This is a genomic window from Streptomyces sp. NPDC096311 (genome assembly GCF_044763085.1).
Classification (GTDB): Bacteria; Actinomycetota; Actinomycetes; order Streptomycetales; family Streptomycetaceae; genus Streptomyces.
On sequence record NZ_JBIWFN010000006.1, the window covers coordinates 242,562 to 264,700 of the forward strand.

General features: G+C 70.7%; 20 protein-coding genes. 12 read left to right on the forward strand and 8 right to left on the reverse strand.

The window, feature by feature from the left end; genetic code table 11:
• Positions 1–81: 81 nt before the first annotated feature.
• From ACIRA5_RS17750 to ACIRA5_RS17760, 3 genes are all read left to right on the forward strand, one after another.
• On the forward strand, positions 82–1,431 hold the full coding sequence (locus tag ACIRA5_RS17750; RefSeq protein ID WP_403691665.1) for a sensor histidine kinase: 1,350 nt from the start codon (positions 82–84) through the stop codon (positions 1,429–1,431).
• The gene (locus ACIRA5_RS17755) at positions 1,428–2,102 is read left to right on the forward strand and encodes a response regulator transcription factor (protein ID WP_099942568.1); all 675 of its coding nucleotides are present in this window, start codon (positions 1,428–1,430) and stop codon (positions 2,100–2,102) included. The genes ACIRA5_RS17750 and ACIRA5_RS17755 overlap by 4 nt, the downstream gene beginning before the upstream one ends.
• Positions 2,103–2,229: 127 nt before the next feature.
• On the forward strand, positions 2,230–3,495 hold the full coding sequence (locus tag ACIRA5_RS17760; RefSeq protein ID WP_403691667.1) for a cytochrome P450: 1,266 nt from the start codon (positions 2,230–2,232) through the stop codon (positions 3,493–3,495).
• Here ACIRA5_RS17760 and ACIRA5_RS17765 read toward each other — a convergent pair.
• The 3 genes from ACIRA5_RS17765 to ACIRA5_RS17775 form a co-directional block, all read right to left on the reverse strand.
• Positions 3,479–3,718 carry a hypothetical protein gene (locus ACIRA5_RS17765; protein WP_403691669.1) on the reverse strand — a complete coding sequence of 80 codons (240 nt, stop codon included), beginning with the start codon at positions 3,716–3,718 and terminating at the stop codon, positions 3,479–3,481. The two genes, ACIRA5_RS17760 and ACIRA5_RS17765, sit on opposite strands and share 17 nt — an antisense overlap.
• Before the next feature lie 159 nt (positions 3,719–3,877).
• Positions 3,878–5,494 (reverse strand): ABC transporter permease, encoded by a 1,617-nt coding sequence (locus ACIRA5_RS17770; protein WP_403691671.1) that lies wholly within the window; start codon positions 5,492–5,494, stop codon positions 3,878–3,880.
• A complete protein-coding gene (locus ACIRA5_RS17775) occupies positions 5,491–6,444 on the reverse strand; it encodes an ATP-binding cassette domain-containing protein (RefSeq protein ID WP_403691673.1) in 954 nt (317 codons plus the stop codon). The genes ACIRA5_RS17770 and ACIRA5_RS17775 overlap by 4 nt, the downstream gene beginning before the upstream one ends.
• Positions 6,445–6,518: 74 nt before the next feature.
• Here ACIRA5_RS17775 and ACIRA5_RS17780 point away from each other — a divergent pair, with 74 nt between their 5' ends.
• On the forward strand, positions 6,519–7,034 hold the full coding sequence (locus ACIRA5_RS17780; RefSeq protein WP_352051420.1) for a MarR family transcriptional regulator: 516 nt from the start codon (positions 6,519–6,521) through the stop codon (positions 7,032–7,034).
• 141 nt (positions 7,035–7,175) lie between these two features.
• Here the strand turns inward: ACIRA5_RS17780 and ACIRA5_RS17785 are convergent, their stop codons facing one another.
• Entirely contained in the window at positions 7,176–8,108 is a 933-nt protein-coding gene (locus ACIRA5_RS17785; protein ID WP_403691675.1) for a diacylglycerol kinase, read from the reverse strand.
• Positions 8,109–8,299: 191 nt separating this feature from the next.
• On the opposite strand from ACIRA5_RS17785, the gene ACIRA5_RS17790 reads away from it, so the two are divergent.
• The 4 genes from ACIRA5_RS17790 to ACIRA5_RS17805 all read left to right on the forward strand — a co-directional run bounded on the left by ACIRA5_RS17790 (position 8,300) and on the right by ACIRA5_RS17805 (position 12,640).
• Positions 8,300–9,583, forward strand: a complete 1,284-nt coding sequence (locus ACIRA5_RS17790; protein ID WP_054231366.1) for an adenylosuccinate synthase — start codon at positions 8,300–8,302, stop codon at positions 9,581–9,583.
• Between the two features lie 249 nt (positions 9,584–9,832).
• Entirely contained in the window at positions 9,833–10,285 is a 453-nt protein-coding gene (locus ACIRA5_RS17795; RefSeq protein ID WP_403691677.1) for a hypothetical protein, read from the forward strand.
• Between the two features lie 18 nt (positions 10,286–10,303).
• Positions 10,304–10,519 (forward strand): cold-shock protein, encoded by a 216-nt coding sequence (locus tag ACIRA5_RS17800; RefSeq protein ID WP_403691679.1) that lies wholly within the window; start codon positions 10,304–10,306, stop codon positions 10,517–10,519.
• 288 nt (positions 10,520–10,807) lie between these two features.
• The gene (locus ACIRA5_RS17805) at positions 10,808–12,640 is read left to right on the forward strand and encodes a bifunctional metallophosphatase/5'-nucleotidase (RefSeq protein ID WP_403691681.1); all 1,833 of its coding nucleotides are present in this window, start codon (positions 10,808–10,810) and stop codon (positions 12,638–12,640) included.
• A gap of 143 nt (positions 12,641–12,783) precedes the next feature.
• Here ACIRA5_RS17805 and ACIRA5_RS17810 read toward each other — a convergent pair whose 3' ends face one another.
• The 3 genes from ACIRA5_RS17810 to ACIRA5_RS17820 form a co-directional block, all read right to left on the reverse strand.
• The gene (locus ACIRA5_RS17810) at positions 12,784–13,434 is read right to left on the reverse strand and encodes a hypothetical protein (RefSeq protein ID WP_054231368.1); all 651 of its coding nucleotides are present in this window, start codon (positions 13,432–13,434) and stop codon (positions 12,784–12,786) included.
• A 158-nt stretch (positions 13,435–13,592) separates the two neighbouring features.
• Complete coding sequence (locus ACIRA5_RS17815) at positions 13,593–14,288, reverse strand: GntR family transcriptional regulator (RefSeq protein WP_403691682.1); 696 nt, start codon at positions 14,286–14,288, stop codon at positions 13,593–13,595.
• Positions 14,289–14,511: 223 nt separating this feature from the next.
• Positions 14,512–15,867: an aspartate aminotransferase family protein gene (locus ACIRA5_RS17820; protein WP_403691684.1), complete on the reverse strand. Its 1,356-nt coding sequence runs from the start codon at positions 15,865–15,867 to the stop codon at positions 14,512–14,514.
• A 200-nt stretch (positions 15,868–16,067) separates the two neighbouring features.
• Here ACIRA5_RS17820 and ACIRA5_RS17825 point away from each other — a divergent pair, with 200 nt between their 5' ends.
• The 4 genes from ACIRA5_RS17825 to ACIRA5_RS17840 all read left to right on the forward strand — a co-directional run bounded on the left by ACIRA5_RS17825 (position 16,068) and on the right by ACIRA5_RS17840 (position 20,862).
• Complete coding sequence (locus tag ACIRA5_RS17825) at positions 16,068–16,715, forward strand: type 1 glutamine amidotransferase family protein (RefSeq protein ID WP_403691685.1); 648 nt, start codon at positions 16,068–16,070, stop codon at positions 16,713–16,715.
• Complete coding sequence (locus ACIRA5_RS17830) at positions 16,712–17,200, forward strand: MarR family winged helix-turn-helix transcriptional regulator (protein ID WP_403691687.1); 489 nt, start codon at positions 16,712–16,714, stop codon at positions 17,198–17,200. Before ACIRA5_RS17825 ends, ACIRA5_RS17830 begins: the two co-directional genes overlap by 4 nt.
• Before the next feature lie 84 nt (positions 17,201–17,284).
• Positions 17,285–19,222, forward strand: a complete 1,938-nt coding sequence (locus tag ACIRA5_RS17835) for a protein kinase (protein ID WP_403691689.1) — start codon at positions 17,285–17,287, stop codon at positions 19,220–19,222.
• A 110-nt stretch (positions 19,223–19,332) separates the two neighbouring features.
• Complete coding sequence (locus ACIRA5_RS17840) at positions 19,333–20,862, forward strand: substrate-binding domain-containing protein (RefSeq protein ID WP_403691690.1); 1,530 nt, start codon at positions 19,333–19,335, stop codon at positions 20,860–20,862.
• Between the two features lie 288 nt (positions 20,863–21,150).
• Here ACIRA5_RS17840 and ACIRA5_RS17845 read toward each other — a convergent pair whose 3' ends face one another.
• Positions 21,151–21,891 carry an SLATT domain-containing protein gene (locus tag ACIRA5_RS17845; protein ID WP_403691691.1) on the reverse strand — a complete coding sequence of 247 codons (741 nt, stop codon included), beginning with the start codon at positions 21,889–21,891 and terminating at the stop codon, positions 21,151–21,153.
• Between the last annotated feature and the right edge of the window lie 248 nt (positions 21,892–22,139).

The following is a 22,139-nucleotide window of genomic DNA, read 5'->3' on the forward strand; positions in this document are numbered from 1 at the left end:
CCGTAGTACCTGAGACGGATCCCGCAGGACCCTTCTCACTGGTGACGACCGCGACCCCGCAGGCGGCCTACCGTTTTGAACGTGACCGAGACGACCCAGACGCAGATGAAGCCGCCGGGCGGGGCCAAGCCCCGCAGCCCGGAGTTCCGGCTGGCCGCGGACGCCCTGCGCGGGCTGCGGCAGGACCTGTTCCACGACGCCTTCGCCTACCACCCGCTGCCGCGGATGCGGGTGGACGGTCCGCTCGCCCGACGCCTCCCCGAGCGCGTCAGGGAGTACGCGGCCTGGACTCCGCACGCCGTGGTCACGGCGTGCGGACTGCTCGCGATGGCCGTCGCGAGCACCACGCACCAGGGCGGCCCCGGCATCGAGAGCCTGGTGCCCAGCCTCCTCGCGCTGCTCCCGGTCCTGCTGACGCTCGTCCGGCCGGTCGGAGCCTTCTGGTTCTCCATGGCGGCGACACCGTTCGCGGCCGTGTTCAGCGGCAGGTGGGGCGACTGGCCTTGGCCGCCGGGTGCCTTCATCACCCACCTGGTGGTGCTGACGGTCGTGGCGCTGCGGACGCGGCCGCGCACCGCCGCCTGGATGTGGGGGGTGACCGCGTGGTACGGATTCATGTCCGAGTCCCTCTTCGGCGCCGGGCACATGGGGAGCAACGCGGCTCCGCTGCTGTTCCTCTCCGCCCTCGCCCTCCTGGTCGTCACCGTCCTGCATGTACGCCGCGCGGCCGAGCAGGAGGTCACCGCCCACCAGTCGGAGACGGCGCAGGAGCGCTCCAGGCGCACCCTCCTGGAGGAGCGCACCACGATCGCCCGCGAGCTGCACGACGTGGTCGCCCACCACATGTCGGTGGTCGCCATCCAGGCGGAGGCCGCGCCCTACCGGGTGGAGAACCCACCGCCCGAGCTGGAGCAGGCCTTCGTCACGATCCGGGAGAACGCGGTGGCGGCGCTCACCGAGCTGCGCCGTGTCCTCGGTGTCGTGCGGGCCGCGGACTACGAGGCTCCGGACGCCCCGCAGCCCACCCTCGCCGACCTCGGCGGGCTCCTCGCCAATGTGCGGGAGGCGGGTCTGAGCGTGGAGAAGACGGTCACGGGCGCGGTGCGCGAACTCCCGCAGGGCGTGGAGCTGTCGGCGTATCGCATAGTCCAGGAGGCGCTGAGCAACACCCTGCGGCACGCGCCGGGCGCGACGGCCCGCGTCGAGATCGGCTACGTTCTCGGCGGGCTCGGCCTGCGCATAGTCAACGGTCCCGCGCAGACCACGACCCTGGTGAAGTCCACCCACGGCGCGGGGCACGGCATCACCGGCATGCGCGAGCGGGTCACGATGCTGGACGGCGAGATGACGACGGGCGAGACGGACGACGGGGGCTACGAGGTGACGGTCTTCCTGCCGGTGCCGCTGCGGGCGGCGGAGGAATCCGGATGACGAACGGCACCATCCGCGTCCTGATAGCCGACGACCAGGTGATGGTCCGCGAGGGCTTCTCGGTGCTGCTCGGCGCGATGCCGGACATCGAGGTGGTGGGCGAGGCGGTCAACGGCCGGGACGCGGTCGAGCGGGTCCGTGAGCTCGGGCCGGACGTCGTGCTGATGGACATCCGCATGCCGGAGATGAACGGCATCGAGGCGACCCGGGAGATCGTCGCCGCGGACAGCGCCGCGAAGGTGCTGGTGCTGACCACCTTCGACCTCGACGAGTACGTGTATCAGGCGCTGCGCGCGGGAGCCTCGGGCTTTCTGCTCAAGGACGCCTCGGCGCGTCAACTCGCCGACGGGGTGCGGGTGGTGGCGGCCGGGGAGGCGTTGCTCGCCCCGTCCGTGACCAAGCGGCTGATCACCGAGTTCTCCAGGCTCTCGGACGCTCCGAGGCTCTCGGCCACGGCCCAGGCGGCCTACGGCGAGCTGACCGAGCGGGAGACGGAAGTGCTGGTCCTGATCGCCCAGGGTCTGTCGAACGCGGAGATCGCCTCGCGGCTGTTCGTCGCAGAGTCCACGATCAAGACCCATGTGAGCCGGATCCTGGTGAAGCTGGGCCTGCGGGACCGCACACAGGCGGCGGTGTTCGCGTACGAGGCGAGGCTGATCACCCCCAGGTGACCCGGGTGGCCGGCTGACCGGGGGAGCGCGGCGGCCGGGCCGAGGGCGGGGTACGGGGGTCCCCGCCGGCGGCTCGGCCGCCGGGACACCCCTGTTCAGCGGGGCCGAGTCGGGCTAGCGTCCGCCCATGGCAGCCTCGCACACCCCGCAGCCCTCGCAGTCCGCGCAGTCTCCGCAGTCTCCGCAGACACCGTCGGCCTTCGATCCTTGGAGCCCGGAGTTCGTGGCGAACCCGTACCCCGCGTACGCGGAGCTGCGGGAGCGCGGCCGGGTGCACTACTACGAGCCCACCGACCAGTGGCTGGTCCCGCACCACGCGGACGTGTCGGCGCTGCTGCGGGAGCGGCGGCTGGGCCGGACCTACCAGCACCGTTACACGCACGAGGACTTCGGGCGGACGGCACCTCCGCCCGAGCACGAGCCGTTCCACGTTCTCAACGACCACGGAATGCTGGACCTGGAGCCGCCGGACCACACGCGGATCCGACGGTTGGTCTCCAAGGCGTTCACACCGCGCACGGTCGAGCAGCTCAGGCCGTATGTGGACCGGCTGGCGAACGAGCTGGTCGCCGGCCTGGTGGCGGCCGGTGGCGGTGATCTGCTCACCGATGTCGCCGAGCCGCTCCCGGTGGCCGTGATCGCCGAGATGCTGGGCATCCCGGAGTCGGACCGGGCGCCGCTCAGGCCGTGGTCGGCGGACATCTGCGGGATGTACGAGCTGAACCCTTCCGAGGAGACGGCGGAGAAGGCGGTCCGGGCGTCGGTGGAGTTCACCGAGTACCTCCGGGAGCTGATCGCCGAGCGCCGCAAGGAGCCGGGCGGCGACCTGATCTCGGGCCTCATCGCCGCGCACGACGAGGGCGACCGCCTGACCGAACAGGAGATGATCTCCACCTGTGTCCTGCTGCTCAACGCGGGACACGAGGCGACGGTGAACGCCACGGTGAACGGGTGGTGGGCGCTGTTCCGCAACCCCGACCAGTTGGCGGCCCTGCGCGGTGACCGTTCGCTGATCCCCACGGCGGTGGAGGAGCTGATGCGTTATGACACCCCGCTCCAGCTCTTCGAACGGTGGGTTCTGGAGGACATCGAGATCGACGGCACGACCGTTCCCCGGGGCGCGGAGATCGCCCTGCTCTTCGGCTCCGCCAACCACGACCCGGAGGTCTTCGCGTCCCCGGAGAGTCTGGATCTCTCCCGCACCGACAACCCCCACATCTCCTTCAGCGCCGGCATCCACTACTGCATCGGCGCCCCGCTGGCCCGCCTCGAACTGGCGGCGTCCTTGGGTGCTCTGCTGGAGAAGGCGCCGACGCTCGCCCTCGCCGCGGAGCCGGAGCGCAAGCCGAACTTCGTGATCCGCGGGCTGGAGGGGCTCAGCGTCGTGCTCTGACCCATCGGCCGAGGGCCCACCATCCCAGGGCCCAGAGTCCCAGCCCGGCGGCTGTCCCGCCGAGGACCATCAGGGGCAGCTCGGCGTAGAGCACGCTCCAGTCGGGCCCCTGCTCGAACCGCTGGAACCGGCCGCGGCTGTGGGCGGCCCAGACCGCCAGCCCCGCGCCCGCGCCGACGACAGCGATCAGACAGCCGCCCGCAGCCTGCATCCTCTGCCCCATGCCCCTCATGGACGTGGTGCGGGGGCCCGGGGTTCCCGGGCCCCCGCACCAGGCAGGCGTGCGCCCGGCCTCAGGTGCTCATGTCCCTTCGCCGCAACGCCGCCAGACCCGTGGCGGTCAGGGCCAGCGCGATCGCCGTCAGGATCAGTACCGGCGGCCTCAGGTGCTCATGTCCCTTCGCCGCAACGCCGCCAGACCCGTGGCGGTCAGGGCCAGCGCGATCGCCGTCAGGATCAGTACCGGTGTCCATGCCATCTCCCCGCCCGGCAGCTTGGGGAGGTGGCCGAAGGGGGAGAGGTCCATGGCGGCCTGGGGGACGTTCAGGGCGGGGCCGATCCAGCCCAGCAGGAGGGCTACCCCGGCCGCGCCCCAGGCGCCGGGGGCCAGCTGGGGCGAGACCCCGTAGAGCAGGACCGCAAGCCCGCCCAGCGTCCAGACCGCCGCGACCTGGACGAGGCAGGCGCCGAGCACGGGCCGGAGCTCATGGCCGTAGCCGAGTCCGAGGCCGAGCCCGCCCAGCGCCATGATGAGCGCCGCGCCGCCGAAGGCGACGACCAGATGGCCGCAGGCCCACCGCAGCCGCCCCACCGCGTTCGCCAGCACCGGTTCCGCCCGCTGCGAGGTCTCCTCACCGTGCAGCCGCAGCACCGAAGAGACGATGTACAGCGCGGCCACCATCCCGAGCATGCCGACCATGGCCGCGAGGAACGCGTCCGTGATCCCGGACTGCCCGCCCATCCGTTCGATGATCTGCCGGGTCTTGTCGTTGCTCCCGACGAGATCGGCGGCCCCCTTCGTGATCCCGCCGAACGCGGCTCCCGCGGCGAGGAACCCGAGGCTCCACCCGAGCACGGCACCCCGCTGCAGCCGCCAGGCCAGCGCCCCGGCCGACCCGAGCCGCCCCTGCGCGGGCCCCGGCCGGGTCGGCAGGAAGCTCATCCCGACGTCGCGCCGCCCGGCGAGTTCGTAGGCGACCGCGCCCTGGATCACCACGGCCGCGACGAACAGCGCCGGCACCCACCACCGCTCGTGAGCGAAGGGGCGTTCGTTCTCCAGCCACCCCAGCGGCGACACCCAGGTCAGCACGGAGGAACCGTCGCTCGTCGACGAGTCGCCCGCCGCCCGCAGCACGAACGCCGCGCCCAGCAGCCCGCCCGTCAGCCCCTTGGCGAGCCGCGCGCTCTCGGTGAGCTGGGCGACGATCGCGGCCATGGTGGCGAAGACCATGCCGACGCCCCCGACGCCGAGCCCGAGGGCCAGCGCCCCGGCACCGCCCTGCCCGGCCAGCCCGCCCGCGATGAGCAGCGCGAGCACGCCGTTGGCGACGAGGGCGGCCAGCAGTGCCGCCGTCAGCGGGGCCCGGCGCCCCACCATCGCCGACGAGAGGAGTTCCTGGCGCCCGCTCTCCTCCTCCTCGCGGGTGTGCCGTACAACGACGAGCAGGCTCATGATCCCGGCGAACAGACCGGCATAGCCGCCGATGCGCCAGGCGGTGAGTCCGCCGAGCGAGTCGTCGAACACCGGCCCGTACGTGGCGCGCAGGGAGCTGTTGGTGAGCATCTGGCGGGCGAGCTCGGCGCGTTCGGCGGCGGTGCCGTAGACGGACTTCAGGGAGTTCGGCATGGACAGCACCAGCAGGCCGATCACGCCGACCCACAGCGGCATCATCAGCCGGTCGCGGCGCAGGGAGAACCTCAACAGCGTGCCGGTCCCGGCGAGTTGGCGGGAACTCCGGGCCCGTACCGCACCCCGTACGGCAGCGGTCGCGGTGGTCATCGCGCCATCGTCCCTTCGCCGTTCACCCGGACGTCGTCCTGGTAGTGCCGCAGGAACAGTTCCTCCAGGGTCGGCGGCGTCGAGGTCAGCGACCGTACGCCCGAGCCGGTGAGCGAGCGCAGTACGGCGTCGAGCTTGTCCGTCTCGACCTGGAGCCTGACCCGGTGGCCCTGGATGTCCAGGTCGTGCACGCCGGGCAGGTGCGCCAGCCCGTTGGGCGGTCCCGCGAGTTCGGCGGTGACGCTGGTACGGGTCAGATGGCGCAGGTCGGCGAGGGTGCCGCTCTCGACGGTGCGGCCCTTGCGGATGATGCTGACGCGGTCGCACAGCTCCTCCACCTCGCTGAGGATGTGCGAGGAGAGCAGGACGGTCCGGCCACGGTCGCGTTCCTCCTCGACGCACCGCTGGAAGACCTCCTCCATCAGCGGGTCGAGGCCCGACGTGGGCTCGTCGAGGATCAGCAGGTCGACGTCCGAGGCGAAGGCGGCGACGAGGGCGACCTTCTGACGGTTGCCCTTGGAGTAGGTGCGTCCCTTCTTGGTGGGGTCGAGTTCGAAGCGTTCGATCAGTTCCGCCCGGCGCGCCGGGTCGAGCCCCCCGCGCAGCCGCCCGTACAGGTCGATGACCTCACCGCCGGAGAGGTTGCGCCACAGGGTGACGTCACCGGGAACGTAGGCGACCCGGCGGTGCAGCTCCACCGCGTCCGCCCAGGGGTCCCGGCCGAGCAGCTGCGCCGCGCCCGCGTCGGCGCGCAGCAGGCCCAGCAGGACCCGGATCGTGGTGGACTTCCCGGAGCCGTTCGGACCGAGGAAGCCGTGCACCTCGCCGGCCTCGACGTCCAGGTCGAGACCGTCCAGCGCGTGTGTCCCGCCGAACGACTTGTGCAGCCCGGAGACGGTGATCGCCTTCGTCGTGGCCTTCGTCATTCCCTTGGCCCTGCCCTTCGTCATGCTTCAGAACGTACGCTTCTTTCAGAAATTTGTGAAGTTAACGAATTGTATAAACGCTCGGATACAATCGAGGGATGGCGGAGCCGGAGGCGGTGGGAGCGGTAGGCGCGGTGGGTCGGGACGCGGAGGCGGTCTCGCGGTTCGTCGAGCACTTCGCGGCGCAACTCGTGGAGGCCGGGATGCCCCGGATGCCGTCCCGGGTCTTCGGGGCGCTGCTCGCCTCGGACACCGGCGCTCTGACCTCGGTCGAGCTGGGCGAGCAACTGCGGATCAGTCCCGCGGCGGTTTCCGGTGCGGTGCGCTATCTGGCGCAGGTGCACATGGTGTCGCGCGAGCGGGAACCCGGTTCGCGCCGGGAGCGGTACCGCGTGCACAGCGACCAGTGGTACGAGGCGCTCACCAATCGTGAGGCGATCATCAAGCGCTGGGAGGACGCGCTGCGCGAAGGCGTCGCCAGCCTGGGCGCGGACACCCCGGCGGGCGGTCGGCTCGCGGAGACCCTTGCCTTCTTCGAGTTCATGGAGGGCGAGCTGGAGTCGATGATGGACCGCTGGCGGGTCCACCGGGAGCAGCACTTCGGCGAGGGCTGAGAGCCCTCGCCGAAGGAATGGGGTCGAGCGGCGCTCCGACCGCGCCCGTAGCGGCTACCGCTCCACGGTTCCTACCGCTCCCTGGTCTCCTCCAGGACCGTCCGCCCGAGCAGGGGGGCGAAGGGCGGAGCCCCTGGGGGCTCAGCTCGGCAGCGTAAGCCCCCACCCCCCTTCCCGAACCGTCCACGTCCGTGTCCGCACAGGCCCGGACACCAAAGAATCCGCCCGGTACCGGAAGTCCGCCCCGGACACCGTCACCCGCCGCCCCACCAACCGCAACGGCGAAGTCTCCGCCCCCACGGAAACCGGCCGAACCTCCACCTCCGCACCTCCGGCAACGCCGGGCGTCACGGACACCGCCTCGACTGGCTGATCCAGATCGACCAGGGTGACCCCGTCGACCTCGACCCGCAGCCGCGAAGGCCCTGGCCCCGGCACGGACGCCACACGCGTGGGCCGCGCCGCGAGCGTACGGACCAGAGACTGACAGGTCCGCAGCCACGCATGCCCTCCAAGCCCGGAAGCGCCACCCCCGAAACCCCCGAAAGCCCCGGAACCCCCAGATTCCCCGAAACCGCCGACACCGCCGACATCCCCCATGTCGACCTCCTCGGCATCCCTCATCCCCCCACCCGCCCCCACCGGCGGAATCCGCAACGTCCCCAACACCACCCCGTCACTCTCGTCGACCAGCAGATCGAGCCGCCGCTCGACCCCTTCGAGCACGGCCCGGGCCGCCGCGACGGCCCCGACGGGCACCCCGAGCGCCCGGGCCAGCGCCAGTACACCCCCCACCGGCACCAACGACACCCCACATCCGGCCAGCTCCCGCTGTCGGTGCAAAAGGGACACAGCGCGCAAGAGGGCACGGTCGTCGCCCACCACGACCGGTCGCCGGGAACCTCTCCGGGCCAGCGCCCGGGCAAATTCCTCGGGCCCTTCCGGCAGGCATACTTTCGTCGCCGCACCCGCGCTGAGCACGTCTTTTGCGATCCGTACAGACTCGCCGTCCGTCCGACGGGCGACCGGGTCGATGACCACCAAGAGCTGGTCGGAAGCCGCCACCTCGGTCATGCCTCGCTTCCTCGGGTAGCATCTTTGTGCAAGAGCCCCTTGCGCTATTGCGCCAGGGGCTTCGTCTATTCCGGGGCATCCGGTCCGACGGTCGCGGCCAAAGGAGGTCGCCGGCGTACGCAGCCGTATCGAAAACCAGCCGCGTACGTCCCCGACCTTGGACATGCCCCGCCCGGAAGGGGTGTACGCCTGTGCCCGCACTTGTGCTGCTCGGTGCTCAGTGGGGTGACGAAGGCAAGGGAAAGGCCACCGACCTGCTCGGTGGATCCGTGGACTATGTGGTGCGCTACCAGGGCGGCAACAACGCCGGCCACACGGTAGTCGTGGGCGATCAGAAGTACGCCCTCCACCTCCTCCCTTCCGGAATCCTCACACCGGAGTGCACTCCGGTGATCGGAAACGGAGTCGTCGTCGACCCGTCGGTCCTGTTCTCCGAGCTGAACGGACTGAACGAGCGCGGCGTCGACACCTCCAAGCTTCTGATCAGCGGAAACGCTCACATCATCACGCCGTACAACGTCACCGTCGACAAGGTGACGGAACGCTTCCTCGGGAAGCGGAAGATTGGTACGACCGGGCGTGGCATCGGGCCCACCTACGCGGACAAGATCAACCGCGTCGGCATCCGTATCCAGGACCTCTACGACGAGTCGATCCTGACCCAGAAGGTCGAGGCGGCCCTCGAGGTCAAGAACCAGCTGCTGACCAAGCTCTACAACCGCCGTGCCATCGAGGCCGGGCAGGTCGTCGAGGAGCTGCTGGGCTACGCGGACCGGCTCAAGCCGTACGTCGCGGACACGGTCCTGATCCTGAACCAGGCGCTGGAGCAGGACAAGGTCGTGCTCTTCGAGGGCGGCCAGGGCACGCTCCTCGACATCGACCACGGCACGTACCCCTTCGTGACGTCGTCGAACCCGACGGCCGGCGGTGCCTGCACCGGTTCGGGCGTCGGCCCGACGAAGATCAGCCGGGTCATCGGCATCCTCAAGGCGTACACGACCCGTGTCGGCTCGGGCCCGTTCCCGACCGAGCTCCTCGACGAGGACGGCGAGGCGCTGCGCCGCATCGGTGGCGAGCGCGGTGTCACCACCGGCCGCGACCGCCGCTGCGGCTGGTTCGACGCGGTCATCGCCCGCTACGCGACCCGGGTGAACGGTCTGACCGACTTCTTCCTCACCAAGCTCGACGTGCTGACCGGCTGGGAGGAGATCCCGGTCTGCGTGGCGTACGAGATCGACGGCAAGCGCGTCGAGGAACTCCCGTACTCCCAGACCGACTTCCACCACGCGAAGCCGATCTACGAGAACCTCCCGGGCTGGTCCGAGGACATCACCAAGGCGAAGTCCTTCTCCGACCTCCCGAAGAACGCCCAGGCGTACGTCAAGGCGCTGGAGGACATGTCCGGCGCCCAGATCTCCGCGATCGGCGTCGGCCCGGGCCGCGACGAGACGATCGAGATCAACTCGTTCATCTGATCCGTCCGGATCGTTCAGACCGTTCAGACCGTTCAGACCGTTCGGATCGTTCGGATCGTTCGGATGCAGTGAGAGGCCGTCGTCCCCAACCGGGGGCGGCGGCCTTCGCGTTCACCGGGGAATGTGTCGCCGACCCGTGTCTCATCACACTGTGTCAGTTGGCGTGTTCTTTGCCCGAGGTGCGTTGTGAGTGCCGTTCTTGACCGATTAGCTTCGCAGGCGAACCCACTGACCTGAAAGAGGTTCACCATGTTTTCGCGCTTTGTGAAGCGGGCGGCGATTCTGGCCGCTACATCGGCACTCGCCGTGGGGCTCGGCTCCGCGCCGTCGTCCGCCGCGGGGGAGCACGTCTTCACTCCGCAGCACCCGTCCTACAACGGCAATGACCCCCGGGGGAATTTCAGCGCTCAAATAAAATACAGCAACGGCAAGCTCCAGTGGGGGTGGCAGCTCAGCGCCGCCACCGCGGCACCCGCCACCGGTCTCATGAACGAGACCGCCGACCTCACCTGCAACGGCCGCAGGGTCGCTCACGACAGCCACCCCGGCGTCTCTCCGCGGTACTTCGTCCATGCCTCCGCGGCGCTGGGCAGCCACATGACGTCCTGCACATGGGATCTGAAGATTCACGAGACCTTCCCCATTGCGCGCGGAACGCGGACGGTCGACCTCGACTTCCCGTTCATCGTCACCCTCGTATAGCGGAAGTAGGATCTCCGCATGACGCTGGCGACGGTTCGTGAATGGGACGACGAAGAGGGCTGGGGAGTCCTCGATTCCGATGAGACGCCCGGCGGTTGCTGGGCGCACTTCTCCGTGATCGAGATGGCAGGATTCCGCTCTCTCACTCCGGGTCGGAAAGTCACCATGGAGTGGGAAGAGGGCGAGCAGGACGGTTATCAATACCGGGCCACCCGGATTGTCGCCGTCGATTAGTACGCGGTCCCCCGACGAGAGCGCCCCCGGCGCGGCTTCGGCCGAACCGGGGGCGCCGTCATGGCGCGGAGTGACCGTCAGGCAGGGCGAGCTGACCGTTAATTGACCTGGACATGGTCTGTTCCTGGTTCCCGACCGACCGGGACCCGACGACGATCTACGCGTGTAGTGCACTGAGTGCGCGCAGCGCACGTCATGCACCCAGCGCATCCGCAGTGCCCGAAGTCCCCGCACGACTCGCGCAGTTGCTCCCGTCAGCCAAGTCCCAGCCAGTCCCAGGAGACACGTATGCCCGTCAATCCCATGAACCGCCGGGAGTTCGTGAAGAAGTCGGCCGTCACCGGGGCGGCCGTCACGGTCGCGGGGGCTGTCGCCGCGACCCCGGCCCAGGCCCAGACCGCGGACCACAAGCCCGAACAGGCGCCCCGTACCTGGTCGTTCTCCATCCTGGGCACCACCGACCTGCACAGTCACGTCTTCGACTGGGACTACTACACGGACGCGGCGTACAAGGACAGCAAGGGCAACTCCGTGGGCGTCGCCCGCGTCGCCACCCTCATCAAGCAGCAGCGCGCCGCCAAGGGCGAGAAGCACGTCCTGCTCGTCGACGCCGGCGACATCATCCAGGGCACCTCGCTGGCGTACTACTACGCCCGCGTGGACCCCATCGTCGCCGCCAAGGGCAAGCGCGCCCCCGTGCACCCCATGGCCGTCGCCATGAACCACATGCGCTACGACGCCGCCGCCCTCGGCAACCACGAGTTCAACTACGGCATCGAGACCCTGCGCAAGTTCGAGAAGCAGTGTCACTTCCCGCTGCTCGGCGCCAACGCGCTGGACGCCAAGACCCTGCGCCCGGCCTTCCAGCCGTACACCGTGAAGCGCATCTGTGTCCCCGGCGCCCCGGACATCAAGGTCGGCATCCTCGGCCTCACCAACCCGGGCATCGCCCTGTGGGACAAGGACAACGTCTCCGGGAAGATGGCGTTCACCGGGCTCGTCGAGCAGGCGAAGAAGTACGTCCCGCGGATGCGCGCCCTCGGCTGCGACGTCGTGTTCCTCACCGATCACTCGGGCCTGGACGGCAGTTCGTCGTACGGCAGTGAGCTGCCGTACGTCGAGAACGCCTCGAACCTCGTCGCCCAGCAGGTACCCGGCATCGACGCGATCCTCGTCGGTCACACGCACGTCGAGGTCTCGTCGTACACGGTGAAGAACGAGGAGACCGGCAAGGACGTCGTCCTCTCCGAGCCGTACTGCTGGGGCATGCGCCTGACCGTCTTCGACTTCGAGCTCGAACTCCACCACGGCCAGTGGAAGGTGACGAGCACCACGGCGCAGACCCTCAACAGCAACACCGTCGAGGAGGACCCGGAGATCACCAGGCTCCTCAAGGCGGACCACGACCTGGTCGTGAAGTACGTCAACACTCCGGTGGGCACCTGCACCGCGGATCTCTCCGCGGCCGAGGCCTGCTGGAAGGACGTCCCGGTGATGGACTTCATCCATCAGGTCCAGATGGCGACGGTGGCCTCCGGCCTGTCCACCGCCGACGCCGCCCTCCCCCTGATCTCCGTCGCGGCGCCCTTCAGCCGCACCGCCGACATCCCGGCGGGCAATGTCACCATCCGCGACGTGGCCGGGCTCTACATCTACGACAACACCCTGTACGGCAAGAAGCTCACGGGCGCCCAGCTCAAGGACTACCTCGAGTACGCGGCGAAGTACTACTACAAGGTTCCGTCCGGCACGAAGGTGGACACTGCCACCCTCACCAACGCCAACAGCTTCTGGGACTACATGTACGACACCGCCGCCGGGGTCGAGTACGACATCGACATCGCGCAGGCCGAGGGCTCCCGCATCAAGAACCTCACCTACAAGGGCGTGGCGGTCGCCGACGACCAGGTCTTCGTCGTCGCCGTCAACAACTACCGCGCCAACGGCGGCAGCGGCTACCCGCACATCGCGGCCGCCGACATCGCGTACAGCTCCACCAACGAGATCCGCCAGCTGATGATCGACTACGTCACGTCCAAGGGCACCCTCGACCCGGCCGACTTCGCGGTCACCAACTGGAAGCTGACACAGGACGGGACGCCGGTGTTCACAGCCAGCTGACGGTCCATGAGAGCCCCACCGCCTGGTAACCGGTACCTGGCGGTCCCCGCTCGCCGCTCGTCGCCCGGCGACCGGCACATGAAGGCGGCCCAGGTCCCACCGACTCCGGTGGGGCCTGGGCCTTCCTTCGGGTCCCGGGTGCCTCAGCTGAAGATGATCATCGACCCTTGGGCGAGGCTGCGGGTCGCCGCCGCGTGCAGGCCGAGCCACACATGCCGCTCGCGCGCGAACGGACTCGCGTCGTACGGGGCGGGTGCGGCCGGTTCCTCCAGCTCCGTGGGAGCCATGGGCGGCTGCGGGGCGGCCGGCGGGTTCGCCGGGTCGATTCCGATCGACGGGGCCACGAACTCCAGCTCGCGCAGCAGCGTCTGGGAGGAGCCCAGGGGGCCGCCCCCGGCGAGGAGTTCGTCATTGGCGAGCGGGTGCGGGAAGTCGACCGGGACGTACGCGCCCGCGTGGTCGTAGTGCCACACGAGGTGCGACTGCTGGGCGTTCGTCTCGAACATCTCCAGCAACTGCTCGTAGTCGCCGCCCAGTTCGTCCACCGGGGTCACCGCGAGGCCGCACATCTGGAGCAGATACGCCCGGCGCAGGAAGTGCAGCGCGTCGTAGTCGAAACCGGCGACCGGGGCCACGTCGCCGGAAAGCCCCGGCATGTACGCGTACACCGGGACCGGCGGAAGTCCGGCCTCGCCCAGCGCTTTGTCGTAGAGCGCAAGCTCCTCGGCGAAGGGATTGTCGGGGGTGTGGCACAACACGTCGACGAGCGGGACCAGCCACAGGTCACATGCCAACAGACGGCTCCTCTAGCTCCTTGGGAAGCACGGTGGTCAGGGAAGCGTAATGGGTGGGACCCGTCCTCAGTCCCCCTCGTGCGGATCCCGTACCCACACCCCGAGCGCCCACCTGTCGCACCGGCGCACACGCCTCCCGCCACGACCTCACGTCGCGCTCATCCGTCGGCCAGTCGCTCGATGAGGGCGAGGGAGTGCTCGTTGTACGCGGCGACGATCGCGTGCGCCGCGCCCGGGTCGCGGCGGGCCAGCGCGTCCACGAGCTCCGTGTGGCCCGCCCACAGGTGGCCCTTCAGATCCTCCACCCGGCGCAGGTGCTGCACCGTGCACACCCAGGACTGGACGCGCAGCCGGTGCAGGAAGTCGGCGAGGTAGGCGTTGCCGAACAGGGCGCTCAGTTCGCGCCAGAAGCGCAGGTCGTAGCCGATGAGGATGTTCAGGTCGCCGGCGGTCGCGGCGCGCTGGGCCTCCTCGCCGCGGCGGCGGACCCCGGTGAGGGCGACGAGGGCGCGCGGATCGTCGGCCTGCGCCATGCCTGAGACGAGGAGACTCTTGAACATCCCGTCGGTGACGAGGCTCCGGGCCTCGATCATGCCGCGGTAGTCGTCCAGTGAGTACTCGTGCACGCGGAAGCCGCGGTGCTGGTCCGCCTCCAGGAGGCCCTGGGCCGACAGATCGACGAGGGCCTCGCGGACGGGGGTCGCGGAGACGCCGTACTGCTCGGCGATCTCCTTCACCGTGAACGCCTGCCCGGGCCGGAGCCGGCCTGCCAACACCTCGTCGCGGAGCGCGTCCGCGATCTGCTGCCGCAGGGTGCTACGGGTTACGGCGCCGTTGCCGCCGGTGCCGGGCATGGTCTCTCGCTCCCTCGTCGCATACGGGTGCACGTGCGTGCGCTTGTCTGCAAGCACGGTCACCTTACGCGGACGCGAGCCGCTCAGGGGCTGCAGGAGGCGGGTCCCGGCCCCGCCCCCGCCACCCGGCACATGCGGGGCGCAGCCCCGCTCTCAGGGGCGCGGGGAACCGCGCGCCCGGCCCCCCGCTCACCCGCAGCCGGCCCGCACGCCGCCCCGCGCGTCACACGGTGTGTTCGTCCGCCACCGACAACGCCTCGTCCAACGCCGCGAGCCCCTCCTTCGCTTCTCCCTCGGAGACATTGCACGGCGGCACCACGTGAGTCCGGTTCATGTTGATGAACGGCCACAGCCCCCGCGCCTTCGCCGCGGCCCCGAACGCGGCCATCGGCCCATTGGCCTCACCGGCGGCGTTGTACGGCACCAGCGGCTCCCGGGTCTCGCGGTCCTTGACCAGCTCCAGCGCCCAGAACACCCCCGTACCGCGCACCTCACCCACACTGGGATGCCGCGCGGCCAGCTCCCGCAGCCCGGGCTCGAGCACCGTCTCCCCGATCCGCGCGGCCTGCTCGACGATGCCCTCATCCTCCATCACGTTGATGGTGGCGACGGCGGCGGCACAGGCCAGCGGATGCCCGGAGTACGTGAGCCCCCCGGGGTAGGGCCGCCGGGCGAAGGTCTCCGCGATCGCGGAGGAGATCGCGACACCGCCGAGCGGAACGTAGCCCGAGTTCACGCCCTTCGCGAAGGTCATGAGGTCCGGCGTCACGTCGTAGTGGTCCGCCGCGAACCACTTCCCGGTACGCCCGAACCCCGCCATGACCTCGTCCAGGATGAAGACGATCCCGTACTGGTCGCAGAGCGCCCGCACCCCGGCGAGATAGCCCGGAGGCGGCGTCATGATTCCCGCGGTCCCCGGAATCGTCTCGAGGATGATGGCCGCGACGGTCCCCGGCCCCTCGAAGGCGATCGTGTCCTCCAGGTGCTGAAGCGCCCGCTCGCACTCCTGCTGCTCACTGTCGGAGTGGAAGGGGGAGCGGTAGAGGAACGGCGCCCAGAAGCGGACGACGCCCGCCGTGCCGCTGTCGTTCGGCCAACGCCGCGGGTCACCGGTGAGGTTGATCGCGGTGGAGGTGGCCCCGTGGTACGAGCGGTACGCGGAGAGCACCTTCGGACGGCCGGTGTGCAGCCGGGCCATCCGCGTGGCGTTCTCGACGGCCTCCGCGCCACCGTTGGTGAAGAAGATCTTGTCCAGGTCGCCCGGGGTCCGCTCGGCGATCAGCCGGGCCGCCTCCGAACGGGCCTCCACGGCGAAGGCGGGCGCGAACGTGGACAGGGTCGCGGCCTGTTCCTGGATCGCGGCGACGACCTTCGGGTGCTGGTAGCCGATGTTGGTGAAGACGAGCCCGCTGGTGAAGTCCAGATACCGCTTGCCTTCGTAGTCCCAGAAGTACGACCCCTCCGCGCCGGCGACGGCGAGCGGGTCGATGAGCTCCTGAGCGGACCAGGAGTGGAACACGTGCGCGCGGTCCGCGGCCTTCACGGCGGCGCCGACCTGGGGGTTGGGCTGAGGGGTCATGCGCCGAAGCGTAAATGTCCCCGGAGGGGGCGCGACATCGGCGTCCTGTCTGTGACCGGGGGCTTTCCACGACAGTCTGTCGGGCTTGGCCGCCGACAACAGGTCATTGACAGCATACTGTCGAAATGACAGCATGCTGACATGGTGCATGACCGCCACCACCGCACAGCCGCCCTCATGACCCGTGCGAGGAGAGAGCGATGAACGCGACGAGCGCGATGAACGACCACGGCAGTCCCGTCCACCTCGCCGTCTACGACACCTACGCCGACTGGGAGACCGGTCACACCACCGCGTATCTCGCCCGCGCCGGCCGCGAGATCCGGACCGTCGGCCCCACCCGGGAGCCCGTGACGACGATCGGCGGTCTCCGGATCCAGCCCGACCTCGCGCTCGACGAACTCCGCCCCGAGGACAGTTCCCTGCTGATCCTCACCGGCGCCGACTTCTGGGACACGTGCGACGGCCTCGCCCCCTTCGCCCGCAAGGCCCGTGCCTTCCTCGACGCGGGCGTGCCGGTGGCCGCGATCTGCGGGGCGACGGCCGGGCTCGCCCGCGAGGGGCTCCTCGACGACCGGGACCACACCAGTGCCGCGTCCTTCTACCTCGCCGCCACCGGCTACCGGGGCGGCGGGCGGTACGTCGACACCGACGCCGTCACCGACGGCAACCTCGTCACCGCCGGACCGACCGAGCCCGTCGCCTTCGCCCGGGAGGTCCTGCGGCTTCTCGGGGTGTACGAGGGGGAGGTCCTGGACGCCTGGTACCGCCTGTTCCACGACTCCGACGCGTCCGCGTACGCCGTACTGGAGAAGGCCTCGGGGGCCGCCGAGGAGGCCGCCCGATGAGCCGGGAACGGCAGAACCTCCTCAGCCGCGCCGCCCTCGGTGTCTTCCGGCTCAACGGCCAGTTCCTCTCCGTGGCGGACGAACTGGCCCGCCCCGCGGGGCTGACCGCCGCCTGGTGGCAGGTGCTGGGCGCGGTGCTCCCCGAGCCGCTTCCCGTCGCCGGGATCGCCCGCGTCATGGGCATCACCCGGCAGAGCGTGCAGCGCGTCGCCGATCTGCTGGTCGGCAAGGGCCTCGCCGAGTACCTGCCCAACCCCGCCCACCGCCGCGCCAAACTGCTGTCCCCGACCGCCGCCGGCCGCACCGCCGTCGCCGCGATCGGCCCCGGCCACGCGAGCCTTGCCGACCGGCTGGCGCGGGCGCTCGGGGAGGACGGCTTCGCCGAGACCGTACGGATCCTGGAGCGGCTGTCGGCGGTTCTCGACGAGATCGACCGGGCCGCGACGGACGTCACGAAAACGCCAGGTGCTGTTACTGAACCGTAGACACCGCCCCACCCACCTCCCGGTAGGGCCGCACTATCCTCGGCCTCGGGCGGTTGCACAGGCGCGGGGGAGGGCGGCACGACGATGGAGAAGCTGGGGGCGGGGGAGCCGCAGCGGATCGGGGCCTACCGACTGCTCGCGCGGCTCGGTGCCGGCGGCATGGGACGCGTCTATCTGGCCCGCTCCGACCGGGGCCGTACCGTCGCCGTGAAGCTGGTGCGCGAGGAACTCGCCGCGCAGGAGGAGTTCCGGGCCCGCTTCCGCCAGGAGGTGCAGGCCGCGCGCCGGGTCGGCGGCCTCTGGACCGCCCCGGTTCTCGACGCGGACACCGAGGCCGCCGTTCCGTGGGTCGCGACCGGATATGTCGCCGGACCCTCCCTCCAGACGGTCGTGGGCCACGACCACGGAGCGCTACCGGAACGTTCCGTCCGCATCCTCGCGGCCGGACTCGCCCACGCCCTCAAGGACATCCACGCCGCCGGACTCATCCACCGCGACCTCAAGCCCTCCAACGTCCTCGTGACCATCGACGGCCCGCGCGTCATCGACTTCGGGATCGCGCGCGCCCTGGAGACCGTCACCGACGGCGGCCTCACCCGCACCGGCGCCCTCGTCGGCTCGCCCGGGTTCATGGCGCCCGAGCAGGTCCGCGGCGACCGCCTCACGCCCGCGTGCGACGTCTTCTGCCTGGGCTCGGTCCTCTCGTACGCCGCCACCGGCGCCCTGCCCTTCGGGTCGGCGAACAGCGGGGTGCACGCGACGATGTTCCGCATCGCGCAGGAGGATCCCGACCTGGACGGCGTACCGGAGGGTCTCGCCGACCTCGTACGGCACTGTCTGCGCAAGGACCCCGCCGCCCGCCCCGGCCTCGACGAGATCCTGGAGCGCATCGGCGCGGAGGACACCGTCGTGGAAGGACGCTCCCGCGACCCGTGGCTGCCCAGCGCGCTGGTGGCCCAACTCGGGCGGCACGCCGTGCGGTTGCTGGACACGGAGAACCCGGACGAGCGCCCCGCACCGGCTCCGGCGCCGCCCACGCGTCAGGCCACCGCCCCGGCTCAGGAACCGGCCCCGGGATCCGCCCCGGCGGCCCTGGACCTGTCCAAGCCCTCGGCCGCACCCACCGCCACCCCCGCTCCCGAGGTCGCCCCGGAGCACGCCGCCACCCCGCCCCCGCCGGGAGGACCGGCCTCGACGGACCACCTCCCGAAGCTGATCGCGGGCGCCGACCAGACGCCCCCACCGGCCGCGCCGCCCGCCGCGCACCCGGCGTACGGCCATCCCCAGCAGCACCCCAGCCCCACGGGCCCGCCCGCGTACGGCCATCCGCAGGGCAGCTGGGGCGCGCCCGGCTCGTACGGCCCCACGCCGTCGTACGGACCGGGCATGCCCACCACGCCGTACGGCCCCGCGGGCGTCCCCGAGCCCGAGCCGCCGCGCAGAAGCGGCCGCTCCACCGCCGCCCTGATCGTCGTGGCGCTGGTCGTCGCGCTCGGCGCGGGCGGTTCCGTCTACGCGCTGATGCAGGGCGGCACGGCCAAGAGCACCGACGACGCGAAGGCGTCCTCGGCCGCGTCCACGAGCCCGACCTCCTCCGACTCGCCCCCGCCCTCCTCCACTCCCTCCTTCCCTTCCGATTCCCCCTCGCCCCAGGCATCCCAGGGCGGCACGATCCCGGAGGGGTTCCTCGGCACCTGGGACGCCTCCATCGTCAACGCGACGGGCCACAACACCCGCCGACTGACCATCCAGCAGGGCGCGGTGGGCGACAAGGTCCTCTCGCTCGTCGCGGACGGTCCGTCCGGCAGCAGCACCTACCACTGCGTCTTCCAGGCCGAACTGACCGCCGCCCCCGGCGCCGGCGGCCCCCTGGTGATCGGCCCCTCCGAAGTCACCGGTGGCGCACCGATCTCCTCCTGCTCCCCGGGCGCCGCCTCCGAGATCACCCTTCTGTCCGACGGCCGGCTGCGCCGGGTGAACACGGGCTCGGGCGAGTCGCTGACTTACACGAAGAGCGGCTGACGAAGCGTCAGTTCGGTTGAACGGCCGCTGAACTTCACCCGGCGTACGCCGTGTGTTCCCGCCTCGAGCCGTACGGTGACCGCACCTTGGGGTCGGGGGAGTGGCTCGCGATGGAGTGGCTGAGCGCAGAGAACATTGTGGCCGTGGGGACCGCCGTGATCGGTGTCGTCGTCTCCGCGGTGATGGTCTGGTACGAACGCCGGGTGCCGCGGCGCAAGCGGATCGGCTACCGGGTGCAGATGGACAACCCGATAGGCGACGACGTGCGTTCGGGGCGCGCCAACGTACGGCTCGGGCTGTTCGACGAGACGCCGGGCATGACGGACGCCACCCTCGTGCTGCTGCGGATCGAGAACGACGGTTCGCAGAGCATCGCCGGTGACGACTACACGAGCCGTGAACGTCACGGTCTGACGGCGGTGTTCACCGACCGCACGATCCGCGGTGTGTCGGTCACCCAGCCGCCCGGCACCGAACACCTCATGGACCACTTCACCCCCGCCGCGGGGCTCAGTTACGAGGACGGCGTCCTGCGCATCCCGCGCGTCCCGCTCAACCGGGGCGAGCACTTCAAGCTCCTCGTGCTGCTGTCGGGCGGGGACGTGGGGCGCGAGATACGGCTGATCGGCGGGCTGCGGGACGGCGAGGTCAGCCCCAACCGCAGTACGACACCGGACGACCAGCCGCCCCTCTTCAGCCGTGCGGCCCGGCTGATCACCGTGCTGCTGACGGTGTGTGTCGTCACGCTCGCGCTGATCGTCGTGCTGCGGGACGACTCACCGTCGCCGATGGGCTGCGAGAAGGGCACGCTCACCGTCACCGGCTCGACCGCCTTCGCGCCCGTGATGAGCGAGCTGGCGAAGAAGTACGAGCAGGACTGCGAGGGCGCCGACATCGTGGTCGACGCGCACGGGAGCACGGCGGGGGTGCGCGAACTCGGCGAAGCCGGCAAGTCCTCGAAGGGCGCGCCGCCCGTCATCGCCCTCTCGGACGGGCCGAAGCCGAGCGGGTTCCCGCAACTGCGCGAGAGCCGGGTCGCGGTCTCGGTCTTCGTCCTGGTCGTGAACGACGACCTGCCCGTGCGGAACCTGTCCCTCGCCGACGTACGCCGCCTCTACCTCGGCGAGATCAAGAACTGGAAGCAGCTCGGCGGTCCCGACCGCCCCGTGCTCCTCGTCAGCCGGGACGCCAACTCCGGAACCCGCCAGGTCTTTCAGCGCCGGGTCCTGGGCCGGGGCGAAATCGCCAACTCCTCCCTGGACTGCGTCCACAAGGACGACGCGACGGCGCCTGTGGTGCGGTGCGAGCTCGACTCCACCGGGCAGGTGCTGAGCACCGTGGCCGGGTTGCCCGGGGCGATCGGCTACAGCGAACTGAACCTCGCCACCGGATACAGGGGCCTGCACCAGCTCACCCTCGACGGACACACCGCGTCCGTGGAGGACCTGGAACACGGCACGTCCTCCTACCCGTACCGGGAGATCGAGTACGCCTACACCTACGGCCAGCCGCCCGCCGACTCCCTCGCCTCCAGCTTCCTCACCTACATCAGCCGCGGCAACGGCCAGGACGTCATCCGCACCCACGGCCACCTACCGTGCGGCACCCCGGTGGGCCTGAAAATCTGCGGCACCAACTGACTCCTTCGACCTACAGACCTACACCCCCCGCCCGCCCGAATTCGTTCGGCTGGCGGCCGGTGGGGGCTGGGCGCGCAGTTCCCCGCGCCCCTTGAGGGCGCCGACGCGCATCTTTCAGCCCGTCCGGCGTTTGAGGACGAGGCCGTTCAGGCCGATGCGGGGGTCCAGGGGGCGGAGCCCCTGGCGGGGTGCAGGGGCGGAGCCCCGCGGGGGCCCGGCGGGGTTGAAGGGGCGGAGCCCCTGGGATGGGACGGGTAGGGGCGGCGGGGGCGAGGGACCGAGGGAACGCTAGCGCGGCTCCGGCGGGCGCTGGCGAGGCATGTTCGGCCGGGTCCCCGGAGGCAACGGCAGCCGCCCAGCCGACGCACCCTCCGCCCGGGGAACCCCGGCCAACGACGACTGGATCCCCAGCGGCGCGGGCCCGGTCCGGAACTCCACCATCCAGTCCGTCGTCTCCACCCGCACCAACTCCGTCATGTCCTCCGAAAACCGGCGCAACACCCCCAGGCACCGATCCGCCGCCTCGCTGGCGGTCCCGTCCGTCGGCCCCAAAACCTCCCGCACACTCTCCGACGCCCAGTCGAACTGCAACACCTGCAACCGCCGCTGCACGGCCTGCGCGGTCGCCACGTCCCTTATCCATCCGGAGGTCACCCCGAAGAACCGGTCCCCGGCCACGCACGCGACCCCGAGCAGCAGCGCGAGATACCCCCAGGGGGCGACCCCGCCGACCACTCCGGTGAGATCCAGCAGGGGAAGCGCGGCCCCGGCCACCGCCCCCGCCGCCGCCCCACCCCGCAGCACCCGCGCCCCCCGCCGCTTCCACACCCGGTCCGCGAGATACCAGGACGCCGTGTCGAGCGCCCCCCGCTCCACCCACCGGTACAGCTCATGGAGCCGCTCGGCGGGCTCCCCCCAGTCCCCGAGCGGAAACGCGCGGCCGGTCAGATCACCCGGCCGGGTCCTCGCTGCCCCGTCGTCCCGTCCGTCCTGGGGCGGCCCCTCGGGCTGCATCTCCGGCTGGCTCACCCGGCACTCCCTACTGGCGAAGGACGACGAAGGACGAAGCTGGTGATGTTGGATGGCGCTGGTGACGTTGTGTCTGGTGACGTTGTGTGATGTCAAGTGACGCGTGGTGCCGAAGCGCCGCTCCCTTCCTACCGCCCAATGGGTGGCGATGGCCCGGGTTTCGCCTCTTTTCCGCCCGGAAGAGGGTCTTGCTCAGGTATAGGCTTCGAGATCGCCTCACTCGAAAGAGTGCTTGGGCGACGGCCCCG